This window comes from Bradyrhizobium sp. G127 (genome assembly GCF_021502575.1).
Classification (GTDB): Bacteria; Pseudomonadota; Alphaproteobacteria; order Rhizobiales; family Xanthobacteraceae; genus Afipia.
Genome location: NZ_JAKFGN010000001.1, coordinates 120,525 through 143,013 on the forward strand (window position 1 = coordinate 120,525; position 22,489 = coordinate 143,013).

Consider the following 22,489-nt stretch of genomic DNA (forward strand, 5'->3'; position numbering starts at 1 on the left):
AAAATCGACCAGATTGCCGCCGCACAAGTCAACAACCTAGGTTTAGAGCATGAAGCTGAAAGTCGCCGTCCAGATGGACCCCATCGCGCGGATCAACATTCGCGGCGACTCCACGTTCGCGCTTTTGCTCGAAGCCCAGAAGCGCGGTCACGCACTGTCCTATTACACGCCGGAAAAACTATCCCTGAAGGGCGAGCAACTGGTGGCGAGTGTGCAGCCGCTGACGGTGCGCGACCAAGACGACGATCACTTCACTTTGGGTGAATCACATCGCGTCGACCTTGAATCCTTCGACGTCATTCTGCTGCGGCAGGACCCGCCGTTCGATCTCGCCTACATCACCACCACGCATTTCCTCGAGCGCATCCATCCGAAAACGCTGGTGGTGAACAATCCGGCCAGCGTGCGCAATGCACCGGAAAAAATCTTCGTGATGGAGTTCGCGGACCTGATGCCGCCGACTCTGATCTCGCGTGACAAGGACGAGATCAATGCGTTCCGCGCCGAGCAGGGCGACGTGGTGATGAAGCCGCTGTATGGTCACGGCGGCGCGGCGGTGTTTCGCATCACGCCGAACGACATGAATTTCGGCTCGCTCTACGACATGTTCTCAGTGACGTTCCGAGAACCGTGGGTAATCCAGCGCTTCCTTCCCGAGGTCAAGCACGGCGACAAGCGCATCATCCTGGTGGACGGCGAGTTCGCCGGTGCGGTCAACCGCGTCCCGGCGCCGGACGACCTGCGCTCCAACATGGTGCGCGGCGGCGCTGCGCAATCCACCGACCTCTCCCCGCGCGAGCGCGAGATTTGCGAACGGCTGAAGCCGGCTTTGCGCGAGCGCGGGCTGCTGTTCGTCGGCATCGACGTCATCGACGGGCACCTGACCGAGATCAACGTCACCTCACCCACCGGCATCCGCGCCATCGCGCGGCTCGGCGGGCCTGACGTTGCCGCGAAAATCTGGGACGTCATCGCAGCCAAACGCGCATAACGGCGTCCAGCTGCCTTTCCTTTAATCAATTACTGACCACCTTCTGCCAATCTGGCCCTTGGTGTGTGACGCCAAGATATACACGTTATGCGTGCACCGGAGCCGCTAGTCCATGGCAATTGAAGTTTTCAACGGCACATCGATTCCGCGCGAGCTGGCGACAGCGGCGATGGAATTTCTGTGGGCCAAGTGGAAAACTCTCAATGATACCAACGATTTGAATGTCGAACGCCTGACCGAGGAATGCAGCTATGAGCTGCGCGCCAACTCCATTCACATGGTCAGCGTCGGGGACGACTTTGCCTACGTCTATGTCGGGGAGGCCATCAAGGCCGCAGCCCGCGAAAGGCTCTCCGGCTGCCTGCTTTCACAACTGACCAATCCCCTCAAAGGGGAGTTCGGGGAAGTCTACCGCCAGGTTGCCAAGCGCATGTCCCCGGCCTTCATCCGCTACACCGGTGGGCGCTCGCAAAGCGGCAAAGTCTGGCAGCGCCTGATTCTTCCGATCAAGGTCACCGAAAGCACCGTCATGCTGGTGATCTATTCGGAGCTGATCAGCTATCAGATCGAAGTTTACGAGCATCTGTTCCGCACAGCGCCGGATGCCATGATCATCGCATCGCCAATTTCCAATGATGTCGGCCATACCGTCGATGGCTGGATTGTGATGATGAACGATCGCGCGCGGCAGCTTCTGGGCTTCGACGGGAGCATCGGAAACCTCCGCCTGACCCAGCTTCCGCAATTTGCCGGTGTGGATATTTGGGGACGGCTTTATGCGCCGAAATCCGCCGCAGCAGTAACGCCGGTGACCACCGCCGACTTCAACGTCGAGATCCTGCGCTTTCCGCGCGTGTTCGGGCTGCGGATTTCACCCAAGGCCGGCAAACTCGACGCAAGGGAAGCGACTCTGGTTCCTGACAGCGACGCCAATCCGGCCATACAACCCGCCTGATCTTCCTCGACATTCTCATTCAAGCATTGCACGCCGCGCTCTGGGCCGTGGCATGCGTTGCTGCGCCGCTCCTTGCCAGTTGATGGCGCCGGATCATAATCCGGTCGCGGCAGCAGACCACAAACAACAAGCCGAACGGAGGTACGCATGACACTCGATGTTTCGCGACGATCTCTCCTTGCTCTTGGTGCAGGACTTGGCGCCGGACTTGGCGCAACGATGATGAGTGGTGGCGCGCTGGCGCGCGCGCCGAAGCTTGGAACCCAGGCTCCGTACTTTCATCGCTTCACGCTCGGCGGCGCTGAAGTCACTGTGGTGTCCGACGGTCCGCTTCCACTCGGCGATCCGTCCGGCACATTCGTAGGTGTCCCCAAGGAAGACGTGCAGAAGATGCTGACGGACAATTTCCTCAGCGCCAGCAACGTCATTCTCGAACAGAATGCGCCGATCGTGAACTTCGGCGATCGCGTGGTCCTGTTCGACACCGGCATGGGCACGTCAAAACTGTTCGGACCAACCACCGGCCGCCTGCAGAAGAGCATCGCTGAAGCCGGTCTCAAGCCTGAGGACGTCGACGCCATCGTATGTTCGCACGCCCATATCGATCATATCGGCGGCATCGTCCGCGCGGACGGCAAGCCACTTTTTCCGAACGCGCAAGTCTACATCAGCCAGGAGGATCTCGATTTCTGGACCGATGAAAAGAAAATGGATGGACCACTGAAGGATTTCATCGTCCACGCCCGAAAGAACCTGTTGCCCGTGCGCGACCGCATTGTGTTTTTCAAGAACGGTCAGGAATTCCTGCCCGGGATCACGGCGATCTCGGCACCGGGCCATACCTTCGGCCACCACATCTTCAATATCCAGTCTGAAGGAAAGTCGTTCGCCTTCCTCGGCGATCTCACACATCATCAGGTGCTGTTGCTGGAACGTCCGCGGATGGAGTTCGCCTACGATTCCGATCCGAAAATGGCGGCCGCGACGCGGGTGAAGTTGCTCGACATGCTTGCGGCCAACAAGACGGCGGTGATGTCCTATCACTTCGCATGGCCGGGCTATGGCCATGTGGTGAAAGCCGGCGACGGCTTCCGCTACATCGCCGAACCGATGGTCATGCAGCTCTAGGCCTGCAAGGATTTGCGCGGCGGCAGCGACTACAGCCGCCGCGTAATGCTCTTCACTCAAGGGCAGACGCAAGCGCTATCTTGACAGCACACGCGCGCCGGACGGCCACGGGCGATCACCGTCCACCGGGCTTGCTCCGATCTCCCACCCGGCGCCTCCCCACACCGCATCGACAGCGCCGAGTTTGCCGAAGCCATCGCGGACATAGAAGATATTCGGGGCGGCGTTGGTAAGAAGGATTCCGGCTTCGCCACTCGGCTGCCGCCTCAGGAGACACCACACATCGCCGAGTGCGGTCTCGTGCCTGTCTTCGAGTTCGTCGATGATGGATTGATTGCGCGACGGCCTGAGCAATGTGTGAAATTGAATCGGTGTTTCGCCGGCGGCGTCTTCAATTTTGATCGCGAAGCGGTGCATGAATGTCGCGCCGAGCCACGCGATCCGGACGGCAGCTCCCGGCGCGACGTTTTCCCGGAAATGCTCACCCGCACGAAACTTGTTCGTACTCTTCAACGCAGACGTGGTGGGGGGATCGAGCGGCTCCGCAGCGGGCGTGGATCGCGAACAGACCACCATCTCTCCGGGAACAAGCCGGAGCGGACTGCGCGTTCGCTCGGCTTGCACGATCCGGGGGCCGTTCACATCAGCGTCCGAGGCAACTGTTGAAGGGCCACGCTCGGGCCATGCGACCATTGCCAGCAACAGAACCAAAGCGGGCCCGAGAACTGGGCGAGCGTGACGGCGCATTTTCTTCTTCCTTGATTCCGTGGCGACGAAAACAAGGTAAATGGAACCCAGCCTAAGTAAACGAATGTATTAATACTTGGTTAAGGATAAAATATCAAATAAATTATGGCAAAAATTTCAATATAAGCAATTCAATACTTTCAATTACTTTGATAATTATTGATTCTATTCTTTAGATACCGATGTTCCTCCGGTCGCCTTCCGCTGCGATGGAGACTGCGTCGCCCCAACGATGTTCCCTTAATGTTCTTGCGCTGGCGACCGTACCTGCTAGGTTTCATGTGGGGGCGAGAGAGCAATGGTTCAGCACGTTTCCACAGTGGCGTTTGAAGGTATCGAGGCTCGCGCGGTGGACGTGCAGGTGCAGGTCGCGCCGGGACTGCCTGCCTTCACCATCGTCGGCCTTCCCGACAAGGCGGTGTCCGAAGCGCGGGAGCGGGTGCGCTCGGCACTGATCGCATCGGGCCTTGCACTTCCCGCCCGGCGAATCACCGTCAATCTGGCGCCAGCCGATCTGCCCAAGGAAGGCAGCCATTACGATCTCCCCATCGCCCTCGGGTTGATGGCCGCCATCGGCGCGATCCCGCCCGACGCGCTGTCCGGCTTCACAGTATTGGGTGAGCTCGGTCTCGACGGCTCGACCGCACCGGTTGCGGGCGTGCTTCCTGCTGCGATTGGCGCCAACGCGCGCGACGAGGGACTGATCTGTCCCGCAGCCTGCGGCGCGGAAGCGGCATGGGCCAGCCCGGAGATCCAGATCGTCGCAGCATCCTCGCTGATTCAGATCGCCAATCACTTCAAGGGCACCCAGGTTCTGTCCCGGCCCGAACCGAAAATCACCGAGCGCCAGATCGCATCACTCGATCTGCGCGATATCAAGGGCCAGGAAAGCGCCAAGCGCGCGCTCGAAATCGCCGCGGCCGGTGGGCATCATTTGCTGATGATCGGTTCGCCGGGTGCAGGCAAATCCATGCTCGCCGCAAGGTTGCCCTCGATCCTGCCGCCACTGTCACCGTCCGAATTGCTCGAGATTTCCATGATAGCGTCCGTTGCCGGCGAGATCGAAGGCGGCGCGCTCACCGCACAGCGCCCGTTCCGCGCGCCGCATCATTCAGCCAGCATGGCCGCGCTGACCGGCGGCGGCATGCGCGCGAAACCCGGTGAAATTTCGCTGGCCCATAACGGCGTTCTGTTTCTCGACGAGTTGCCCGAGTTCGACGCGCGGGTGCTGGATTCACTGCGCCAGCCGCTGGAGAATGGCGAGGTCGCTGTCTCGCGCGCCAATCATCGCGTGACCTATCCGGCGCGCTTCATGCTGGTGGCGGCGATGAATCCATGCCGCTGCGGCAGCGCTTACGAACCCGGCTATTCCTGCAAGCGCGGCCGGATCGACCGCTGCACCGCCGACTATCAGGGACGAATTTCCGGCCCGTTGATGGACCGCATCGATCTGCGGATCGAAGTGCCGGCCGTCGCAGCATCCGACCTGATCCTGCCGGCGCCAGCCGAAGGCTCCGCCGAAGTCGCCGCGCGGGTGGCGGCCGCGCGCGCGATCCAGCTCGCGCGCTACGCCTCCGCGGGCCTGCCGCACATCCGCACCAATGCGGAAGCACCTGCTTCCGTGCTGGAAGACATCGCGCGTCCCGACGCGCAGGGTCAGAAGCTGTTGCGCGACGCTGCTGAAACCATGCGGCTGTCAGCGCGTGGCTATCACCGCGTGCTGCGGGTGGCGCGAACCCTCGCCGACCTCGACGGCGCGGACACCATCGGACGGTTGCATCTCGCCGAAGCACTGTCCTATCGCGCGCTGGCTGAAGACCTGCGGCGCGCGGCCTGAGACCGGCTCCGGACATCGCTTCACTCCGGCCGGCGCTACCGTGGCGTGTGGGATCAAGGACGATATCGGCGTATTTTGACAACGGCACCATCCTCGTGCGTGCGCGCAGGGATGGCAAAAACATGGGCGTCGAGCGTGCGCCGCGTCCGGCAAGAGGCGATGCAAGTTCCATCGATGGCACAGGGATTGCTTGAATTTCGGCAAACAAGGATGCACCCGTGGACGCCATCTCAGCCCGCTCAACCATAATCGACAGCCGCGCAAGACAGAGAGGCTATGGCACGCAGCCGCCGCTGCAACGATTTCTCCAAAGCTGTCATGACGAGTTCAGCGCGGACAACTCGGGTGCGCTTGCCGACTATATTCCCGAATTGACGCGTGCGAACCCTTCGCATTTCGGCATCAGCGTGGCCACCATCGACGGCCACGTCTACGAGATCGGCGACAGCAATGTGCCCTTCACGATCCAGTCGGTCTCGAAAGCCTTCGTGTTCGCACTCGCACTTGACCTGCTCGGACCGGAGCGCGTCGAAGCGGCCATTGGCGTCGAGCCGAGCGGCGAAGCCTTCAACTCGATCCGGCTCACGCCGGACAACAAGCCGTTCAATCCGATGGTGAACGCGGGCGCGATCGCCTGCTCCGGCCTGATCTATCAGGTCGAGGGCGCTAACGCCTACGAGCGCATCCGGCAGACGCTGGGCCGCTTCGCGGGCCGCGATCTTGACGTCGACGAACAGGTCTATCTCTCCGAACGCGCCACCGGCAATCGCAATCGCGCCATCGCCTGGCTCCTGCATAACTACGCCGTCGTGCAGAGCGACGTGGATGCCGTTCTGGATACTTATTTCAAGCAATGCGCGGTGCTGGTGACCGCGCGCGATCTTGCGATCATGGCGGCGACGCTTGCGAACAGGGGTGTCAACCCGGTGACCGGCGACCATGTGATCGCGCCGCATACGGTCGCGAGCGTGCTGTCCGTGATGACCAGTTCAGGCATGTACGATTACGCCGGCGAGTGGATCTACCGCGTGGGAATTCCCGCCAAGAGCGGCGTTGGCGGCGGCATCGTCGCGGCGCTGCCGTCCCAGATCGGGCTGGGCACTTTTTCTCCGTGTCTCGACAGCCACGGCAACAGCGTGCGCGGACTTAAAGTGTGCGAAGCACTGTCGGCGCGCTTCAACCTGCACATGCTCAATCGCAGCGCCGACGTCCGCACCTGCATCATCGCCGATTACGACATCTCCAGCGTATCGTCCCGCCGCAGCCGCCAGCCGCATGAACAGCAGATTCTCGAAGAGCGGCACGACGACATCCGCGTCATCGAAATGGTCGGCGCCCTCAACTTCGCGGCGATCGATTACATCACCCGCAGGCTTGCCGACACGCAGCCGAACGCTCCGCTTCTCATTCTCGATTTCCGGCGTGTGCCGAATGTGTCCGCCGCGGGCGCGCGCCTGTTCGGAGAGAACCTGACAATCCTGGGCAACATCGGCGTCACCGCGATCCTCACCGGGTTCGATTCCGGATCGGAGGTGCTGAAATCGCTTTACGCCTTCATCGAGAAGACATCCAGGGTCCGGCAGTTTCAGTTGCTGGACGACGCGATCGAATGGGCCGAGGATCAGGTCATCTACAGGCACGGCGGATTCACCAACACGGTCGAGACCACGCATCTCAGCGAGCAGGCGCTGCTGTCCAACCTGACGGAAGACGAGATTGCGACCCTGACCAGGTTCTCGACGACGCGGTATTACCAGGCGGGCGCGAAAATCATCGGTGCAGGCGAGCCGGCCAATTCCATCTTTTTCATTCAGCGCGGCATGGTCAGCGTCAAGCTGCCGAGCGGGGTGCGACTGGCATCGCTTGGGCCGGGAATGGAATTCGGCGAGATGGCGATGATCAACCGCGAACGGACAGCGGATGTCTGGGCGGATACGCCGGTTCAGTGCCTTGAAGTGCCGCTCGATGAGCTGGTCGACTACGGCATGCTTTTTCCGACCATCAGCCTGCATATCGCGCGGAATCTTGCGGCGCTGCTGGCCCGGCGTCTCGTCCTTGCGAACGCCAAGGTCGATCTTCTCAGCTCCTATTGATCTCAGGGGGGCCGCCTCCGCGGCGGATTTTGCGGACGCGATTTCGGCCGGCCGCAAACGCTTCCGTAACGATCTCTCTTTACACTTCAGGAACCATAAGCGGCCTGGCCGCGATTGTTGTGAGTGCGTTCCATGTTGCGTGTAAAGATTCTGGCTTCGGCCGTTCCATTGCTGCTTGCAGGCGTGGTCGCTGGCGGCGAACTCGTCCCGGAGGCAAGACCCTGCATCGCCCTTGGCCGGGCCTCGATGCAAATCGCGACGGCCCCCTGGCAAAACCCGCTTCATGTCTCCTTCACTGACGATCCCGAGACTGCGACGGTGCGCGTGCAGATCGTCGATCATGCCGACCTGGCGGACTTCGCCGTGATCGACGACATGCGGATCGCCAACGCCGACGACAGTTGCAGCGTTAACGCTGAAACATCGTTCGTCAGCATTTCCGATCATGTCTCTGGATCTGAACCGGTGATCTATCTGACGCAAAGCAGCAGCGCAGACTACCGGATTTTCGTGCAATCCCGGACATTCAGCGTGCGTGACGCCGCAGCTCTTGTGGTCGGGGCAGGGCGCGGGGTTCGTCTCGCGGATCGCGCGACATGACGCCTCGCCCGCGACGGCGTTAACGCCCCGTTAGTCATGTTTGTATCGCGCCAAGCGATCCCCGGGGGCTTCAAACACTTCGAAACATCCCCCACACATTGTTGCGAACACCTTCCAGACACATGATCCAACGGCGGAGCGGACACTTATGTTGCGGGCTTTACGCATCAGATCACGCCTTCGCCGCTTTGCACGCCGGCATCCCCGGATAAGTTTTACTTTCCGCTCGCTGACGATTTTTTCTGCCGCCTTCGGCGGCGCCTATGGCTTTATTTCAGGAAGCCGGAGCGAGTCGTCCGGTTACGATCCCCAGGCTTTCGCAATCGGCGCAAGTTTTCTGTTCGCACTGGCCTGTCTTGCGCTTGCCACGCTCAGCATGCGGATGCGCTGGCTGAAGAGGAAGATGCACAAGATCGAGCTGCACAACGAGGCACTGGCGGATCGCAACTGGGAGCTGAAAGGTGCGGAGGAGCACGCGCGCAGCCTGTTCGAGTCACAGAGCGACCTGATCGTCCTGCGCGACAGCGACGGCATCGTTACCTCGGTGAACGACGCCTACTGTGCGCTGGCTCACAAGCCGCGCGAAGCCCTGATCGGCACGCGATTTACATTGCCGGTTCTGACACAGGGCACCATGGCTCTAGAGCCTAACGGTGTGCGCGTTCATGACCAGCAGATCGACAGTCCGCTGGGTCCGCGCTGGATTGCCTGGCGCGAAGGCCTGATCCGGAGCGACGCGCATCAGCCCGCCGACCTGCAATGCGTTGGCCGCGACGTCACCGATCGCGTCGAGACCGAGCGGGCCCTCGCCGAGGCGCGCGATCTCGCCAATACCGCGAACCGTGCGAAGTCGAAGTTTCTGGCTATGGCGTCGCACGAAATTCGCACGCCACTGAACGGCATTATCGGCATGAGCAACCTGCTGCTCGATACGGCATTGACCGCCGAACAGGCCACCTATGCCAGAGCCGTGAAAACCTCCGGTGACGCCCTGATGGCGCTGATCGACGAACTGCTTGATTTCTCCAAGATCGAGGCCGGCAAGATCGATCTGGAGCAGCGTCCGTTCGCCCTGGCCGCCATGATCGAGGACATCACCGAACTGCTCGCGCCGCGCGCGCAGGCGCGCAATCTCGAGATTGCGTCCTATATCGACGAGCGCTTACCGCCGAACGTGATCGGCGATGCCGCCCGTCTGCGGCAGGTGCTGCTCAATCTTGCGGGCAACGCCATCAAGTTCACGCCCTCAGGCGGTGTTGCGCTGATCGTCGAGCCGGGAATCTGGTCCGGCGAGATCAGCTTCATCGTACGCGACACTGGCATCGGAATCGCACCGGAAGCGCAGCAGCGGATTTTCCGCGAGTTCGAGCAGGCGTCCGAGGGCACCGCGCGCAATTACGGCGGAACCGGATTGGGTCTCAGCATCAGCGATCGCATTGTGCGGCGCATGGGCGGACGCGTCACGCTGGAAAGTGTCGAGGGCGATGGTGCGACGTTCGCGTTTTCAATTCCGCTGCCCGCCACCGATGCCGGCAAAAGCCCCATCCCGCCCTTCATCGCGCCAGACCTCACCGATAGATCCGTCATGCTGGTGGGGCCGCAGAGCATCGAGGCGTCGCTGATCGCACGACGTCTGGAGCGCTGGGGCGCGCAGACCTGTACCGTGGCGGATGCATCCATCGCGCTTGCCTTGCTGCCAGAACGCGCGTGGCACGCCATTCTCGTCGACAGCATGGGCGGCGAAACGCAGATGCGCGACCTCGGCGAAGCAGCGCTGCGCCACGCGACGCACCGGATCGCGATGTTTACCCCCGCCATGCGCCGCGCGATCACGCCGGCGATGATGGCGCTGTTCACTGGTTATCTGGTGAAACCGTTGCGCGCCGCTTCGCTGGCCGAGCGTCTCGCACCCTCGGGTGCGGCGCTGGTGCCCGAGCTGCCCGGCGGTGAGGAGATGCAAATTGAAGCTGCGGACATGTCTGCGCCGTCCGTGACACCTTCGCGCGCGCTATCGATTCTGGTCGCGGAAGACAACGAGATCAACGCGCTGCTGATTCGCTCGTTGCTGGCGCGCATGGATCATCGTCCGGTCATCACCACCGACGGCGAACAGGCGCTCGAATCGTGGCTTGCCGCCGACGGCGCCGGAACGCCTTACGATGTGGTGCTGATGGATATCCAGATGCCAAAACTCGATGGCATTGCCGCAGCCAAACGAATTCGCGCGCATGAAGCGGTCCGCAGTTCGCCACGAACTACAATACTCGCGCTGACGGCAAACGCATTGGTGGACGATCGCTACGCCTGTTTCGAGGCGGGGATGGACGGCTTCCTCGTCAAGCCGCTCGACCGCGACAAGCTTACCGAAGCGCTGGCGACAATTACCGCGGCACGAACGATCGCCGCATAGTCGCGGTTCCGCGGCAGCTGCCGCGATGTCATAAATCCGTATCACGACCGTGATTATTGATGCCTCAGGTCGCGCCTGACGAATCAATCCGCGCGGCCGCGAGGACGTCATGGACGGCAACGAACAGGCTGGCATCAAGCCGGATGTCATTCTCAAATCTGTTCAGCGGCAATCGTCAGAGCGTGTAGGCGCCCGAAGTCCGCTCGAAGCATTTCGCAGCAATGCCTTGGTCCAGATGTTCCGGTCCGAGAATGCGAAATCGGCTGCCTCCGCAGCGGCGACATGGCTGATGCCAAACCTTCTGCATCCAAGCCTGCGGGGCGAAGCGATTCCGAACGTGCTGGAGGGATTGCAGCCGGCTTCCCCAACGCTCGGCAGGATCGGTTCGCTGGAAGTCCGCCTTGCGCGCACCAAGGGGGATGTGAAGCGCGCGCAGAAGCTGCGCTACAAGGTTTTCTACAAGGACGGCTCCGCCATTGCGGATGCTGCGACGATGCTCGCGCAGCGCGACAAGGATGCGTTCGACAAGATCTGCGATCATCTTCTGGTCATCGATCACGCCGCAAAACCCACCATGAGCGGCAAGCAGCCGGTCGTGGGGACCTATCGCCTGTTGCGCCAGGATGTGGCCGAGAAACATGGCGGCTTCTATACCGGCGACGAATTCGATATTTCCGGCCTGATGGCGCGGCAATCCAACCTGAAGTTTCTCGAACTCGGCCGCTCGTGCGTGCTACCGCCCTATCGCACCAAGCGCACCGTCGAGCTGTTGTGGCACGGCGTGTGGAGCTACGTGCGCCGGCACAATCTCGATGTCATGATCGGCTGCGCGAGCTTCGAGGGCACCGATCCGGATCGTCTCGCGCTGCCGCTGTCCTTCCTGCATCACTTCGCGTCAGCACCAGAAGGCTGGCGCGCCGGCGCGCATCCGTCGCGTCGGGTGGAGATGAACAGGATCGCGAAAGATAGCATCGACACCAAGGCGGCGCTGCGGATGCTGCCGCCGCTGATCAAGGGCTATCTGCGGGTCGGCGCCTTCGTCGGCGACGGCGCGGTGATCGACCATCAGTTCGGCACGACCGACGTCCTGATTGTGATGCCGGTGTCAGCGATTTCCGGACGTTATCTCGATCACTTCGGCGCGGATGCCACCCGCCACGCGGCGTAAATTCTATAGCCGCCGCAACGAAACTGTCTCGATGACGTGGTCGCTGCCCTTTTTCAGGATCAGCGTCGCCCGCGGTCGCGTCGGCAAGATATTCTCTTCGAGGTTGACGAGGTTGATGCCGGTCCAGAGCGACAGCGCCTTTTCGGTTGCCTCTTGGTCGGACAGCTTCGCATAGCGATTGAAATAGGATCGCGGATCGCGGAATGCCGTGTCGCGCAGCGTTAGGAAGCGCTCGACATACCACTCGCGCAGGATCGGTTCTTCGGCATCGATATAGACCGAGAAGTCGAAGAAATCGGACACATAGGGCACCGCCTTGCCGTCGCGCGGCAGCCGCCCTGTCTGCAGGACATTGACGCCTTCCACGATCAAAATGTCGGGCCGGTCGATCTCGACATACTCATTCGGAATGACGTCGTAGGTCAGATGCGAATAGATCGGCGCACGCACCGGACGACGCCCGGCCTTGATATCCGACAAGAACGCAAGCAGCGCCGGAAGGTCGTAGCTTTCCGGAAAGCCCTTCTTCTGCATCAGGCCTTCGCGTTCCAGAACCTCGTTCGGAAACAGAAAGCCGTCGGTGGTGACGAGATCAACCTTGGGCCGCGGCGACCAGCGCGCCAGCAGCGCCTGCAACACGCGCGCCGTGGTGGACTTTCCGACTGCCACCGATCCGGCGACGCCGATGATGTAAGGCATCTTGCGGTCCTCGATGCCGAGGAAATGCCGCTGCGCCACGAACAGCCGCTGCGCCGCCGCGACATAGAACGACAACAGGCGCGACAGCGGCAGATAGATTTCCTCGACTTCCTTGATGTCGAGACGGTCATGCATGGAATGCATCCGCGCGATTTCTTCGGCGGTCAGCGTCATCGGCATATCGTCGCGCAAGGCAGCCCACTGCGCGCGCGAAAAAATGCGATATGGATTGTACTGGACCTGGTCGGCTCTCACATCCATGAGCCATTCCCTCCTGTCCGGCCTGCGCGTGTCCCCGCCCCTGCCGGAAATTAAAATCATTCGCGCTTGCGCGCGGCTTTCTCTTCGAGCCCGGACATTTGCGTCCGCTGCGCCAGCGCGTCCTCAACATCCGCCAGACCGATGCCGCGCGACTTCAGCAGCACCAGCAGATGGAAAATCAGGTCGGCGCTCTCGGCGATCAGGTGATCGCGATTGTTCTCAACCGCGGCGATGACGGTTTCGACCGCCTCCTCGCCCAGTTTCTTCGCGCAATGATCGGTGCCCTTGTCCAGCAGCTTCCTGGTGTAGGACGCGTCGCCCCCCGACGCCGCGCGGGCGTCGATGGTGGCTGCCAGATCGTGGATCGTGAAACGGGTCATTCTCGGCTTCTAGCACTTCCCTACCGTGGTAGGGAGTCAAACTGCTGGCAGGGTTGAGTATTTGGCATTACGGATCCAGCCGCATCGGCAATCCGGCGCGGACCATGTGATCCTTGGCCTGGCGGATGGTGAACTCACCAAAATGGAAGATCGAGGCCGCCAGCACCGCGGTCGCATGTCCCTCGCGGATACCCGCGACCAGATGATCGAGATTGCCGACGCCGCCCGAGGCGATGACCGGAACCTTCACACTGTCGGCAATGGCGCGGGTTAGCGGAATGTCGAAACCCTGTCGCGTGCCGTCACGGTCCATCGAGGTGAGCAGGATTTCCCCCGCGCCGAGCGAAACCACCTCCTGGGCATATTCGATGGCGTTGATGCCGGTCGACTTGCGCCCGCCGTGGGTGAAGATTTCCCAGCGGTCCGAATTGCCCGCGCGCGGCACACGCTTGGCATCGATCGCCACCACGATGCACTGATCGCCGAATTTCTCGGCGCCTTCCTTGACGATCTCGCGCCGGGCCACCGCCGCCGAATTGATCGATACCTTGTCGGCGCCGTAGGTCAGCAATGTCCGGATGTCGTCCACGGTGCGGACGCCGCCGCCCACCGTCAGCGGCATGAAGCAGGCTTCCGCCGTCCGCCGCACCACGTCGAGCATCGTGCCGCGATTCTCATGGGTCGCATTGATGTCAAGAAAGCAAAGTTCGTCCGCGCCGGCTGCATCATAGGCAATCGCCGCCTCGACCGGATCTCCGGCGTCGCGCAGATCGACGAAGTTGATACCCTTGACGACACGGCCGTCCTTGACGTCGAGACAGGGGATGACACGGACCTTGAACATGGTTGCCGTCCTTCAGGCCGCTGTGCGCGCGTTGCGGATCAGCGCCAATGCTTCAGCCGGATCGATGCGGCCGTCATAAAGCGCGCGGCCGGAGATCGCGCCTTCCAGCTTTTTGGCCCGCGGCTCCAACAGAGCTTTCACGTCGTCAATGGAGGCGAAACCACCCGAGGCGATCACCGGAATCGAAATCGCTTCCGCCAGCGCAATGGTGGCGTCGAGGTTGAGGCCTTTCAGCAAGCCATCGCGCGCGATGTCGGTGAAGATAATCGCGGCGACACCGGCGTCTTCAAAGCGTTTTGCAATATCCAGTGCTGTAACGGTAGAGGTTTCCGCCCAGCCTTCTACCGCAACCTTGCCGTCGCGCGCGTCGAGACCAACCGCAACCCGGCCCGGAAATTTCTTCGCAGCCTCTTTCACCAGCGCAGGATCGCGCACCGCCGCGGTGCCGATAATGACGCGGCGGATGCCCTTGCCGAGCCAGGCCTCGATAGTGGCAAGATCGCGGATGCCGCCGCCGAGTTGCACCGGCATCTTCACCGCTTTCAGCATCGCCTCGACAGCCTGCGCATTCATCGGCTTGCCGGCGAACGCACCATCGAGATCGACCACATGAAGACATTCGAAGCCCTGGGACTCGAACGTCTTCGCTTGCGCGGCGGGATCGAGGTTGAACACGGTCGCGCGCGCCATGTCGCCTTGCTCGAGACGCACACACTGGCCATTCTTCAGATCGATGGCGGGAAAGAGAATCACGGCTTCCACTTCAGAAAATTCGAGATCAGGGCAAGGCCGAAGCGCTGGCTCTTCTCGGGATGAAACTGTGTACCGATGGCGGTATCCTTGGCAACAATCGCTGTCACCGGTCCGCCGTAGTCGGCGCGCGCAACAATGTCAGCCTCGTTCAGGGCACTCAGGTGATAGGAGTGCACAAAATAGGCGTGACGCCCCTTGTCACCGAGCGGAAGGCGCTCCAGCACCGGATGCTCGCGCACCAGATCGAGCGTGTTCCAGCCCATGTGCGGTATTTTCAGGTTTTCCTCGCGCGGCGAAATTTTCACGACATCGCCCGCGATCCAGTCGAGACCGGGCGTCGTGACATATTCCTTGCCCTGCGTTGCCATCAGCTGCATGCCGACGCAGATACCGAAGAACGGCCGCGCCTTGTCGCGCACCGCTTCCGTCATGGCATCGACCATGCCGTCCAACGCATCGAGCCCCTTACGGCAATCCGCGAACGCGCCGACGCCGGGCAGGACGATGCGGTCGGCGCGAAATACAGTATCGGGATCGCGCGTCACGACGATTTTCTCGGGCTGCTCCATGGCGCGCGCGGCGCGCTCGAAAGCCTTCGCGGCCGAGTGCAGATTGCCGGAGCCGTAATCGATGATGGCAACGCTCAACGTGGCGCTCCGGGTTCGGGAAACAGGCCGATGATGCCTTGCGGCTGCGCGATGGACGCACGCGGTAACGGCGGCGGCGATGCCGTTGTGCCGCGGTCGCTGTTCTGCGCTGTCTTCGCATTCCAGCGCTCGAAGAAGCGCCGCTCCGCAGCCTCCTCCGAATCCGCCACGACAATGTCGAGCTGCCGCCACTTACGGCGCGACAGCTTCCAGCGGCGCAGCGATCCCGCCTCAAGCCCGACCAGGAACGCAAATACAACCATCACCACAAGCCGCGTCCCCGCTCCCACGCCGAACGACCACATGGCGATTTCAGCAGCCAGCGAGATCACGAGATAGCCGAGCAGCGCCAGCCACAGCCGGTGCCAGATCAGCCAGATAATGGCGGCGACGAACGCCCAGAAGTAAAATCCATCGCGCACGAAGACCAGCTTGTCCGGCGTGGTGCGAACGTCGGTGGCGTAATAGCTTGCCGGGGCGTGAACCGTGTAGACCGCCATGATCGTTCTCCGGAACCTCGTTCGAACCAGCTATAGATCGATCTGCGACCACTGGTTGAAAAGCGAACGACAGCGCATGACCGGCATGCGCTGCCTCCAAATCAGCCGCCGAGCTGGCCCTTGGTGGACGGCACTTCGCCCGCGGTACGCGGGTCGATCGCAACCGCAGCGCGCAGCGCGCGCGCCAGCCCCTTGAAGCAGGACTCGGCGATGTGATGGCTGTTCTCGCCATACAGCGTCTCGACATGCAACGTCACGCCGGCGTTCATCGAGAAGGCATGAAACCACTCGCGCACCAGTTCGGTATCGAACTCGCCGATCTTGTGCCGGGGAAACTCGACCTTGAATACCAGTACGGGACGACCCGAAATATCGATCACGACGCGCGACAGCGTCTCGTCCATCGGCATGTGGACGCCCGCATAGCGGGTGATGCCCTTCATGTCGCCGAGCGCCTGCTTCACAGCCTGGCCGAGCGCAATGCCGACATCCTCCGTGGTGTGGTGATGATCGACGTGAAGATCGCCCACCGCCTTGACGGTGATATCGATACGCGAATGCCGCGCCAGCAGATCCAGCATGTGGTCGAAGAATCCGATGCCGGTCGCGACATCGGAGACCCCAGTACCATCCAAATTGACCGACACCTGGATGTCGGTTTCCTTGGTCTTGCGCTTGATCGTGGCGGTGCGCATGAAAAGTGCTCGCTCGCTGAAAAATGCCCCGGAAAGTGCGCCCTTTTAACAGGCGTATGACACCTTCGCTACTGCGGGATGAGGCGAAATTCGCCAGAGTTTTCAGATATGGTGACCGGAATTTGCCGCGCCCGGGGCCGATTGCATCCGGGAACACCAGTGCCTAGATCAGGGCCTCAACGAGGTATTCATGCACGCATCACAACCTGAGGTCTGGCACGGGACCACAATTCTCACGGTCCGCAAAGGCGGCAAGGTGGTCATCGGCGGCGACGGACAAGTCTCCATTGGCCAGACGGTCATCAAATCCAACGCCAAAAAGGTCCGAAGGCTCGGCAAGGGCCAAGGAGGCTATGACGTCATCGGCGGCTTCGCCGGGGCCACTGCGGACGCCTTCACCCTGTTCGAACGGCTGGAAGCCAAGCTCGAGCAGTATCCTGGCCAATTGACCCGCGCCGCTGTCGAACTCGCAAAGGATTGGCGCACGGATCGTTATCTGCGGCGCCTCGAGGCCATGATGATTGTAGCGAACAAGGAGGTGTCGCTGGTGCTCACCGGAACCGGCGACGTGCTGGAGCCCGAGCACGGCGTGATGGCGATCGGGTCCGGCGGCAATTACGCCTTGGCCGCCGCCCGTGCGCTGGCGGATTCGGACAAGGATGCCGAGACCATCGTGCGCCGCGCGCTCGATATCGCTGCCGACATCTGTGTCTACACCAACCGCAACGTCACGATCGAGACGCTGAGCGCATGACCGTCGACATGGCCCTGCCGCGTCCTGCACTCACAGCGCGGCAAGGCCTCGTCCTTGCAGCCCTCCTGCTCACACTGCAGGCCGCGGCGCTCTATGCGATGGGCCGGGTGCCGATCTGCGCCTGCGGATATGTCAAAGTGTGGCACGGAGTTGTGCTGAGTTCAGAGAACTCGCAGCACATCGCCGACTGGTACACCTTCTCGCACATCATCCATGGCTTTCTGTTCTATGCGCTGACCTGGCTGTTGCTGCCGAAGGCATCTTGGATCGCACGGCTGTTGATTGCGATGGCGATCGAAGGCGGATGGGAACTGCTGGAAAATTCGCCCATCATCATCGAGCGATACCGCGCCGGCACGATCTCGCTCGACTATTACGGCGACAGCATCGTCAATTCGGTATCGGATACGCTGGCGATGATTCTCGGCTTCATCGCCGCGCGCAACCTGCCAGTTGCAGCAACGGTTGCCGTCGCGATCATGTTCGAGATTGCGGTCGGCCTGCACATCCGCGACAACCTGACGCTAAACATCATCATGCTGATCCATCCATTCGATGCGATACGGCAATGGCAGGGCGGACCGCCAATCATCTAGTCGCTTGCGAATCCAGCCATCCAACCTAGCTAAAGATATCATGACCGACTTTTCTCCCCGCGAAATCGTTTCCGAACTCGACCGCTTCATCGTCGGCCAGTCCGACGCCAAGCGCGCAGTCTCTATCGCCCTGCGCAACCGCTGGCGGCGCCAGCAACTGACCGGCTCGCTGCGCGAAGAGGTGCTGCCGAAAAATATCCTGATGATCGGACCTACCGGCGTCGGCAAGACCGAGATCGCGCGACGGCTGGCGCGGCTGGCGGCCGCGCCCTTTATCAAGGTCGAAGCCACGAAGTTCACCGAGGTCGGCTATGTCGGCCGCGACGTCGAGCAGATCGTCCGCGATCTGGTCGAAGTCGCCATCCTTCAGACCCGAGAACGTAAGCGCAAGGACGTACAGGCCAAGGCGCAATTGGCCGCGGAAGAGCGCGTGCTCGATGCGCTTGTCGGTCCCAACTCCAGTGCTGCAACGCGCGATTCCTTCCGGAGGAAATTGCGCGCCGGAGAGCTGAACGACAAGGAGATCGAGGTCGAAACGCAATCGTCAGGCGGCGGGCCGATGTTCGAGATTCCGGGCATGCCCGGCGCGCAGATTGGCGCCATCAATATCGGCGACATCTTCGGCAAGATGGGCGGCCGCACCCGGACGCGGCGGCTCAGCGTGGCGGACTCGCACGAAATCCTCGTCAATGAAGAAAGCGACAAGCTGCTCGACAGCGAGCAACTGACGCAGGAAGCCATTCAGGCGGTGGAAAACAACGGCATCGTTTTCCTCGACGAGATCGACAAGATCTGTGTGCGCGATGGCGCGCGAACCGGCGACGTCTCGCGCGAGGGCGTGCAGCGCGACCTGTTGCCTCTGATCGAGGGCACCACAGTGTCCACCAAACACGGTGCAGTGAAGACCGACCATATCCTGTTCATTGCATCGGGCGCGTTCCACATCGCCAAACCGTCGGACCTGCTGCCCGAGCTGCAGGGCCGTCTGCCGATCCGTGTCGAACTGCAGGCGCTGACGCGCGACGATATGCGCCGCATTCTGACTGAACCCGAAGCCTCGCTCATCAAGCAATATGTCGCCTTGATGCAAACCGAAGGCGTCACCCTCGATATCACCGATGATGCCATCGACGCGCTGGCGGATGTCGCGGTTGCGGTGAACTCGACCATCGAAAACATCGGCGCGCGACGCTTGCAGACCGTGATGGAGCGGGTGCTGGATGAAATTTCCTTCGTCGCCCCTGACCGCAATGGCGAGACCATCCGCATCGACGCAGACTATGTGAAGAAGCATGTCGGCGATCTGGCGAAGAACGCGGATCTCAGCCGTTTTATTTTGTAAGAACTACCGCGCCCGCCGCACCCGCACATAAAGCGCGCCCCCGCCGCCGTGGCCGATATGGGCTTCCTCGAAGCCGACCACGAAGCTGCGGAATTCCGGCAGGCTGAGCCAGTGCGGCACCTGACGCCGCAAGATGCCGCGTTCGGATTCCGGCCCCACCGTGCGCCCTTTGCCGGTGATGACGAGAACGAACGTCATGCCGTTCGCGTGCGCATGATGGAGAAAGTTCAGCAATACACGATGCGCCTTGGTCTGCGTCATGCCGTGGAGGTCGAGCCGTGCATCGATGTCCTTCCGGCCACGAGACAATTGCGAACGTTCGCGGCGTCCCAGCGGAGCAAGCGGCGGCGGTGCCGGGGGCGCGACCGGAATTTTCCGGCTCGGGACAGAAGATTTCAATGCGGGCGCGGGCTTCCCCTCGACCGGTCGCGGCTCGGCCGCCTCGACGGAAATCTTGTCTGCGCGCGGCCTCCTGCGCAGCGGCCTGGCCTGCTTCGTGACGTTTTCCCACAGCTCAAGCTCTTCGCGGCTGAGCGCACGCTTGCGGCGCGTTACCTGCGGTGGATCGAGGACCGGCGGACGCTTCATCGGCGATAACGCACGCGGCGATGGTGCCGCGACCTGCGTGGAGTTTCTGGTTTCACCCTGACTGCTGAAACCGCGTCCGGCGCGGCTTTTGGGCGAGCTTCGGGCAACGGCACCACCGGGGCCTGAGTGGGAGCGGCAGCAACAGGAGCCGTCGACGGCGCGGCAGGCATCGGCGCAGCAGCGGGCTGATCCTTTTGCTGGTCCCTGGACTGATTGATAGGCGCGTCTTTGGGTGGCTCCTTCGCAGCATCCTTCGTGTTTTCTTTGGTCGCTTCCTTTGTAACCTCCCTGGCCGCCTCCTTCGGCGGAAACAGCTTTGCAATGATGGCCGACGGGCGATCCTCCGGCAGCGGCATGGTCTTGCCACGCTCGGTCGGATCGAGGCTTTTCGGCAGCAGCATCACAAAGCGCGCAGGATTTTTTAGCCGGCCCGCGACACGGCCGGCGTCCGCGCCCGCGCCGAAGTAGATGTCCGCGCGCGCGGGGCCGATGATTGCCGAGCCGGTGTCCTGTGCAACCATCAGGCGGCGAAACGGCGTATTCGAGACATCCGACTCAATCGGCAAATTGCCTTCGATGAAGAACGGCGTGCCGTAGACATGCAATGATTTATCGACTGCAATCGAGCGCCCCGCAGTCAGCGGCACACCCTGCGCACCAACTGCTTCATCGGTCGCGGACAGCGAGACCTCGCGGAAGAAAACATAGGAGCGGTTCTGGCGGCGCAGCTCTTTCGCAGCCTCCGGACTTTGCTCCATGTATTCGCGAATCTTCTGCATCGACATCTGGTCTTTGGGAATGATGTTGCGTTCGATCAGGACGCGGCCCACCGGGGTGTAGGGATAGCCGTTGTGAGCGTCATAGTTGATGCGCACGATCGATCCGTCTTCGAGACGAATCCGCGCAGACCCCTGGATTTGGATGAACAGCAAGTCCGTCTGGCTTTTCAGCCAGACCACCTCAAGCCCCCGTCCCGCGATCTTACCATCCTCGATCTCGCCGCGATCGTAGTACGGCACCAGCTTGCGCCGGCCGATCTTGCGAAACACCTGACCCTTGTTGGGCATGCTCGCATTGGCCTGCGAGTAACCGCGCACAAACAGATTGGATGGCCGCCGGTAGACCGGAACGGTGTAAACATCTGTTTGAATCCGCGAGCCGTCAACAATCGGCTCGTAGTAGCCGGTGACAAAACCCGCCTCTTCACCGACACGGGAAATTTGCAGCGGAATGAAGTTTTTCTCGAAGAATTCCCGCGCCTTGAAGCTATCGGAAATATCTTCGGAGCGCGCCGCGATGCAAGGTTCGCGCAGCGAGGTGCCGAGCGCCTTGCTGTCCGCGAGCGGAGCCTTCTGCGCGGCGATCGGCTTGCAGCTTGCGCGGAAGGTCTTAAAGGCCGGCAGCGGATCATCGTCGGCCCAGCCCGCGACGGCACTCCAGGTCAGTGGCGCATACTGGCTTTCGGGAATTTGCAGCGGCCACACAACTGGCCCGCGCCTATGAATTTCGTGATGATGAACGCCGTCATGATGCGCAGCTCTGGCGTGACTGTCTCGAGCATTGGCATCCGCAATGGGAAGAACGGCTGTTGCTAGCAGCCCGGCTGCTCCGGCGGCGAGCCACGCTCCGAGGCGCGGCACGTCCGCTCCGGACGAGTTGTTGTTACTGTCCGCTTTCGGTCCCAACCAGCTTCCAGTTTGGATCGCGCGAAGTGATGTCACGGGCGAACGTCCAGACATCTGTGACATCGGTGAGCTTTTCCGGGTTGCCATCGACGACGGTGCCAGCCTTGTCGCGCGTCACTGAGATCATCTGCGACACAAAGCGGACGGTGATCTGCGCGGTGCGGTCCCGCGTTTCAGCGTTGACGATCTCGGCCTTGTCGATCGATGCGAAACGAGTCTCGACTTTTTCTCCGCGCTGTTCGCGTTCCTTGATCGCGGTTTCGAATCCTTCGTAAACCTCGGACGACAACAGATCCTTCAGCGCGCGGCGCTCGCCGTTGGCAAAAGCCAGCACGATCATTTCATAGGCGCTCTTGGCTCCGGAAATAAAATGCTGCGCGTCGAACGACGGATCGGTAACGGCGATCTGGTCCAGTCCGCGCGCCAGCGTGGAGCCGGGTTCCGCGATACCCTTCCAGCGGTCAGGGACAACCGCCGGCTCTGCCGACGGCGCCAGCGGGGTCTGGTCGATGGTCTTGCCCGGCATCGGCACCACGTTGTCAGGCGCGCCCCTCAAAACATCGCGCGCCGCGCGATCGAACGGTGGCCGTTCATCGCCGGTGCGTTGTCCCAGCACACTGCGGAGCCGCAGGAAAATGAAGACGGCCAGTGCCAGAAAAATGATTGTATAAATATCCACGTCGCATTCACTTTCTGATCGGCGCTGCCTCGAAAAACATCCCGGCTCGAAAAGGGACGTCTCGGGCGTTCGTCACTACCATGTAGGCACGAAACCCTGTCCGGCCAACACCGCTGTATGTCGCTATGTGTCGCATC

General features: G+C 61.6%; 22 protein-coding genes. 11 read left to right on the forward strand and 11 right to left on the reverse strand.

Annotated features, from left to right (window positions below; genetic code table 11):
* Positions 1-49 precede the first annotated feature (49 nt).
* The 3 genes from gshB to LVY71_RS00625 all read left to right on the forward strand — a co-directional run bounded on the left by gshB (position 50) and on the right by LVY71_RS00625 (position 3,074).
* On the forward strand, positions 50-991 hold the full coding sequence (gene gshB, locus LVY71_RS00615; RefSeq protein ID WP_235097275.1) for a glutathione synthase: 942 nt from the start codon (positions 50-52) through the stop codon (positions 989-991).
* A 217-nt stretch (positions 992-1,208) separates the two neighbouring features.
* Positions 1,209-1,946 (forward strand): PAS domain-containing protein, encoded by a 738-nt coding sequence (locus LVY71_RS00620; protein WP_502797524.1) that lies wholly within the window; start codon positions 1,209-1,211, stop codon positions 1,944-1,946.
* Positions 1,947-2,093: 147 nt separating this feature from the next.
* Positions 2,094-3,074 carry an MBL fold metallo-hydrolase gene (locus LVY71_RS00625; protein WP_235097277.1) on the forward strand — a complete coding sequence of 327 codons (981 nt, stop codon included), beginning with the start codon at positions 2,094-2,096 and terminating at the stop codon, positions 3,072-3,074.
* Between the two features lie 75 nt (positions 3,075-3,149).
* Here LVY71_RS00625 and LVY71_RS00630 read toward each other — a convergent pair whose 3' ends face one another.
* On the reverse strand, positions 3,150-3,716 hold the full coding sequence (locus tag LVY71_RS00630; RefSeq protein ID WP_235097278.1) for a hypothetical protein: 567 nt from the start codon (positions 3,714-3,716) through the stop codon (positions 3,150-3,152).
* 403 nt (positions 3,717-4,119) lie between these two features.
* Here LVY71_RS00630 and LVY71_RS00635 point away from each other — a divergent pair, with 403 nt between their 5' ends.
* From LVY71_RS00635 to olsB, 5 genes are all read left to right on the forward strand, one after another.
* Entirely contained in the window at positions 4,120-5,658 is a 1,539-nt protein-coding gene (locus LVY71_RS00635; protein ID WP_235097279.1) for a YifB family Mg chelatase-like AAA ATPase, read from the forward strand.
* A 218-nt stretch (positions 5,659-5,876) separates the two neighbouring features.
* The gene (glsA, locus tag LVY71_RS00640; RefSeq protein ID WP_235097280.1) at positions 5,877-7,751 is read left to right on the forward strand and encodes a glutaminase A; all 1,875 of its coding nucleotides are present in this window, start codon (positions 5,877-5,879) and stop codon (positions 7,749-7,751) included.
* A gap of 132 nt (positions 7,752-7,883) precedes the next feature.
* Positions 7,884-8,351 carry a hypothetical protein gene (locus tag LVY71_RS00645; RefSeq protein ID WP_235097281.1) on the forward strand — a complete coding sequence of 156 codons (468 nt, stop codon included), beginning with the start codon at positions 7,884-7,886 and terminating at the stop codon, positions 8,349-8,351.
* Positions 8,352-8,499: 148 nt separating this feature from the next.
* Complete coding sequence (locus tag LVY71_RS00650; protein WP_235097282.1) at positions 8,500-10,761, forward strand: ATP-binding protein; 2,262 nt, start codon at positions 8,500-8,502, stop codon at positions 10,759-10,761.
* A gap of 109 nt (positions 10,762-10,870) precedes the next feature.
* Entirely contained in the window at positions 10,871-11,929 is a 1,059-nt protein-coding gene (olsB, locus tag LVY71_RS00655) for a l-ornithine N(alpha)-acyltransferase (RefSeq protein WP_235097283.1), read from the forward strand.
* A 3-nt stretch (positions 11,930-11,932) separates the two neighbouring features.
* Here olsB and coaA read toward each other — a convergent pair whose 3' ends face one another.
* From coaA to hisB, 7 genes are all read right to left on the reverse strand, one after another.
* On the reverse strand, positions 11,933-12,889 hold the full coding sequence (gene coaA / locus LVY71_RS00660; RefSeq protein ID WP_235097284.1) for a type I pantothenate kinase: 957 nt from the start codon (positions 12,887-12,889) through the stop codon (positions 11,933-11,935).
* 56 nt (positions 12,890-12,945) lie between these two features.
* Positions 12,946-13,269, reverse strand: coding sequence for a phosphoribosyl-ATP diphosphatase (locus LVY71_RS00665; protein WP_235097285.1), 324 nt, complete (start codon positions 13,267-13,269; stop codon positions 12,946-12,948).
* Positions 13,270-13,336: 67 nt separating this feature from the next.
* On the reverse strand, positions 13,337-14,113 hold the full coding sequence (hisF, locus tag LVY71_RS00670; RefSeq protein WP_235097286.1) for an imidazole glycerol phosphate synthase subunit HisF: 777 nt from the start codon (positions 14,111-14,113) through the stop codon (positions 13,337-13,339).
* A 12-nt stretch (positions 14,114-14,125) separates the two neighbouring features.
* Positions 14,126-14,866, reverse strand: coding sequence for a 1-(5-phosphoribosyl)-5-[(5-phosphoribosylamino)methylideneamino]imidazole-4-carboxamide isomerase (gene hisA, locus LVY71_RS00675; protein ID WP_235097288.1), 741 nt, complete (start codon positions 14,864-14,866; stop codon positions 14,126-14,128).
* Entirely contained in the window at positions 14,863-15,513 is a 651-nt protein-coding gene (gene hisH, locus LVY71_RS00680) for an imidazole glycerol phosphate synthase subunit HisH (RefSeq protein ID WP_235097289.1), read from the reverse strand. The genes hisA and hisH overlap by 4 nt, the downstream gene beginning before the upstream one ends.
* On the reverse strand, positions 15,510-16,013 hold the full coding sequence (locus tag LVY71_RS00685) for a DUF2628 domain-containing protein (protein WP_235097290.1): 504 nt from the start codon (positions 16,011-16,013) through the stop codon (positions 15,510-15,512). Before LVY71_RS00685 ends, hisH begins: the two co-directional genes overlap by 4 nt.
* A gap of 101 nt (positions 16,014-16,114) precedes the next feature.
* Complete coding sequence (gene hisB, locus LVY71_RS00690; RefSeq protein WP_235097291.1) at positions 16,115-16,708, reverse strand: imidazoleglycerol-phosphate dehydratase HisB; 594 nt, start codon at positions 16,706-16,708, stop codon at positions 16,115-16,117.
* Between the two features lie 190 nt (positions 16,709-16,898).
* On the opposite strand from hisB, the gene hslV reads away from it, so the two are divergent.
* The 3 genes from hslV to hslU are packed head-to-tail and all read left to right on the forward strand — an operon-like array spanning position 16,899 to position 19,400.
* Complete coding sequence (hslV, locus tag LVY71_RS00695; RefSeq protein ID WP_235097292.1) at positions 16,899-17,462, forward strand: ATP-dependent protease subunit HslV; 564 nt, start codon at positions 16,899-16,901, stop codon at positions 17,460-17,462.
* A gap of 8 nt (positions 17,463-17,470) precedes the next feature.
* Entirely contained in the window at positions 17,471-18,058 is a 588-nt protein-coding gene (locus LVY71_RS00700; RefSeq protein ID WP_235099974.1) for a DUF2585 domain-containing protein, read from the forward strand.
* A gap of 40 nt (positions 18,059-18,098) precedes the next feature.
* Positions 18,099-19,400 carry an ATP-dependent protease ATPase subunit HslU gene (gene hslU / locus LVY71_RS00705; protein WP_235097293.1) on the forward strand — a complete coding sequence of 434 codons (1,302 nt, stop codon included), beginning with the start codon at positions 18,099-18,101 and terminating at the stop codon, positions 19,398-19,400.
* A gap of 3 nt (positions 19,401-19,403) precedes the next feature.
* On the opposite strand, the gene LVY71_RS00710 is transcribed toward hslU, so the two are convergent.
* From LVY71_RS00710 to LVY71_RS00720, 3 genes are read right to left on the reverse strand one after another with little or no spacing between them, the layout of a single operon-like run.
* On the reverse strand, positions 19,404-19,988 hold the full coding sequence (locus LVY71_RS00710) for a Smr/MutS family protein (protein WP_235097294.1): 585 nt from the start codon (positions 19,986-19,988) through the stop codon (positions 19,404-19,406).
* Entirely contained in the window at positions 19,985-21,673 is a 1,689-nt protein-coding gene (gene mltA / locus LVY71_RS00715; RefSeq protein WP_235099975.1) for a murein transglycosylase A, read from the reverse strand. Before mltA ends, LVY71_RS00710 begins: the two co-directional genes overlap by 4 nt.
* Positions 21,651-22,352 carry a Tim44/TimA family putative adaptor protein gene (locus LVY71_RS00720; protein ID WP_235097295.1) on the reverse strand — a complete coding sequence of 234 codons (702 nt, stop codon included), beginning with the start codon at positions 22,350-22,352 and terminating at the stop codon, positions 21,651-21,653. Before LVY71_RS00720 ends, mltA begins: the two co-directional genes overlap by 23 nt.
* Between the last annotated feature and the right edge of the window lie 137 nt (positions 22,353-22,489).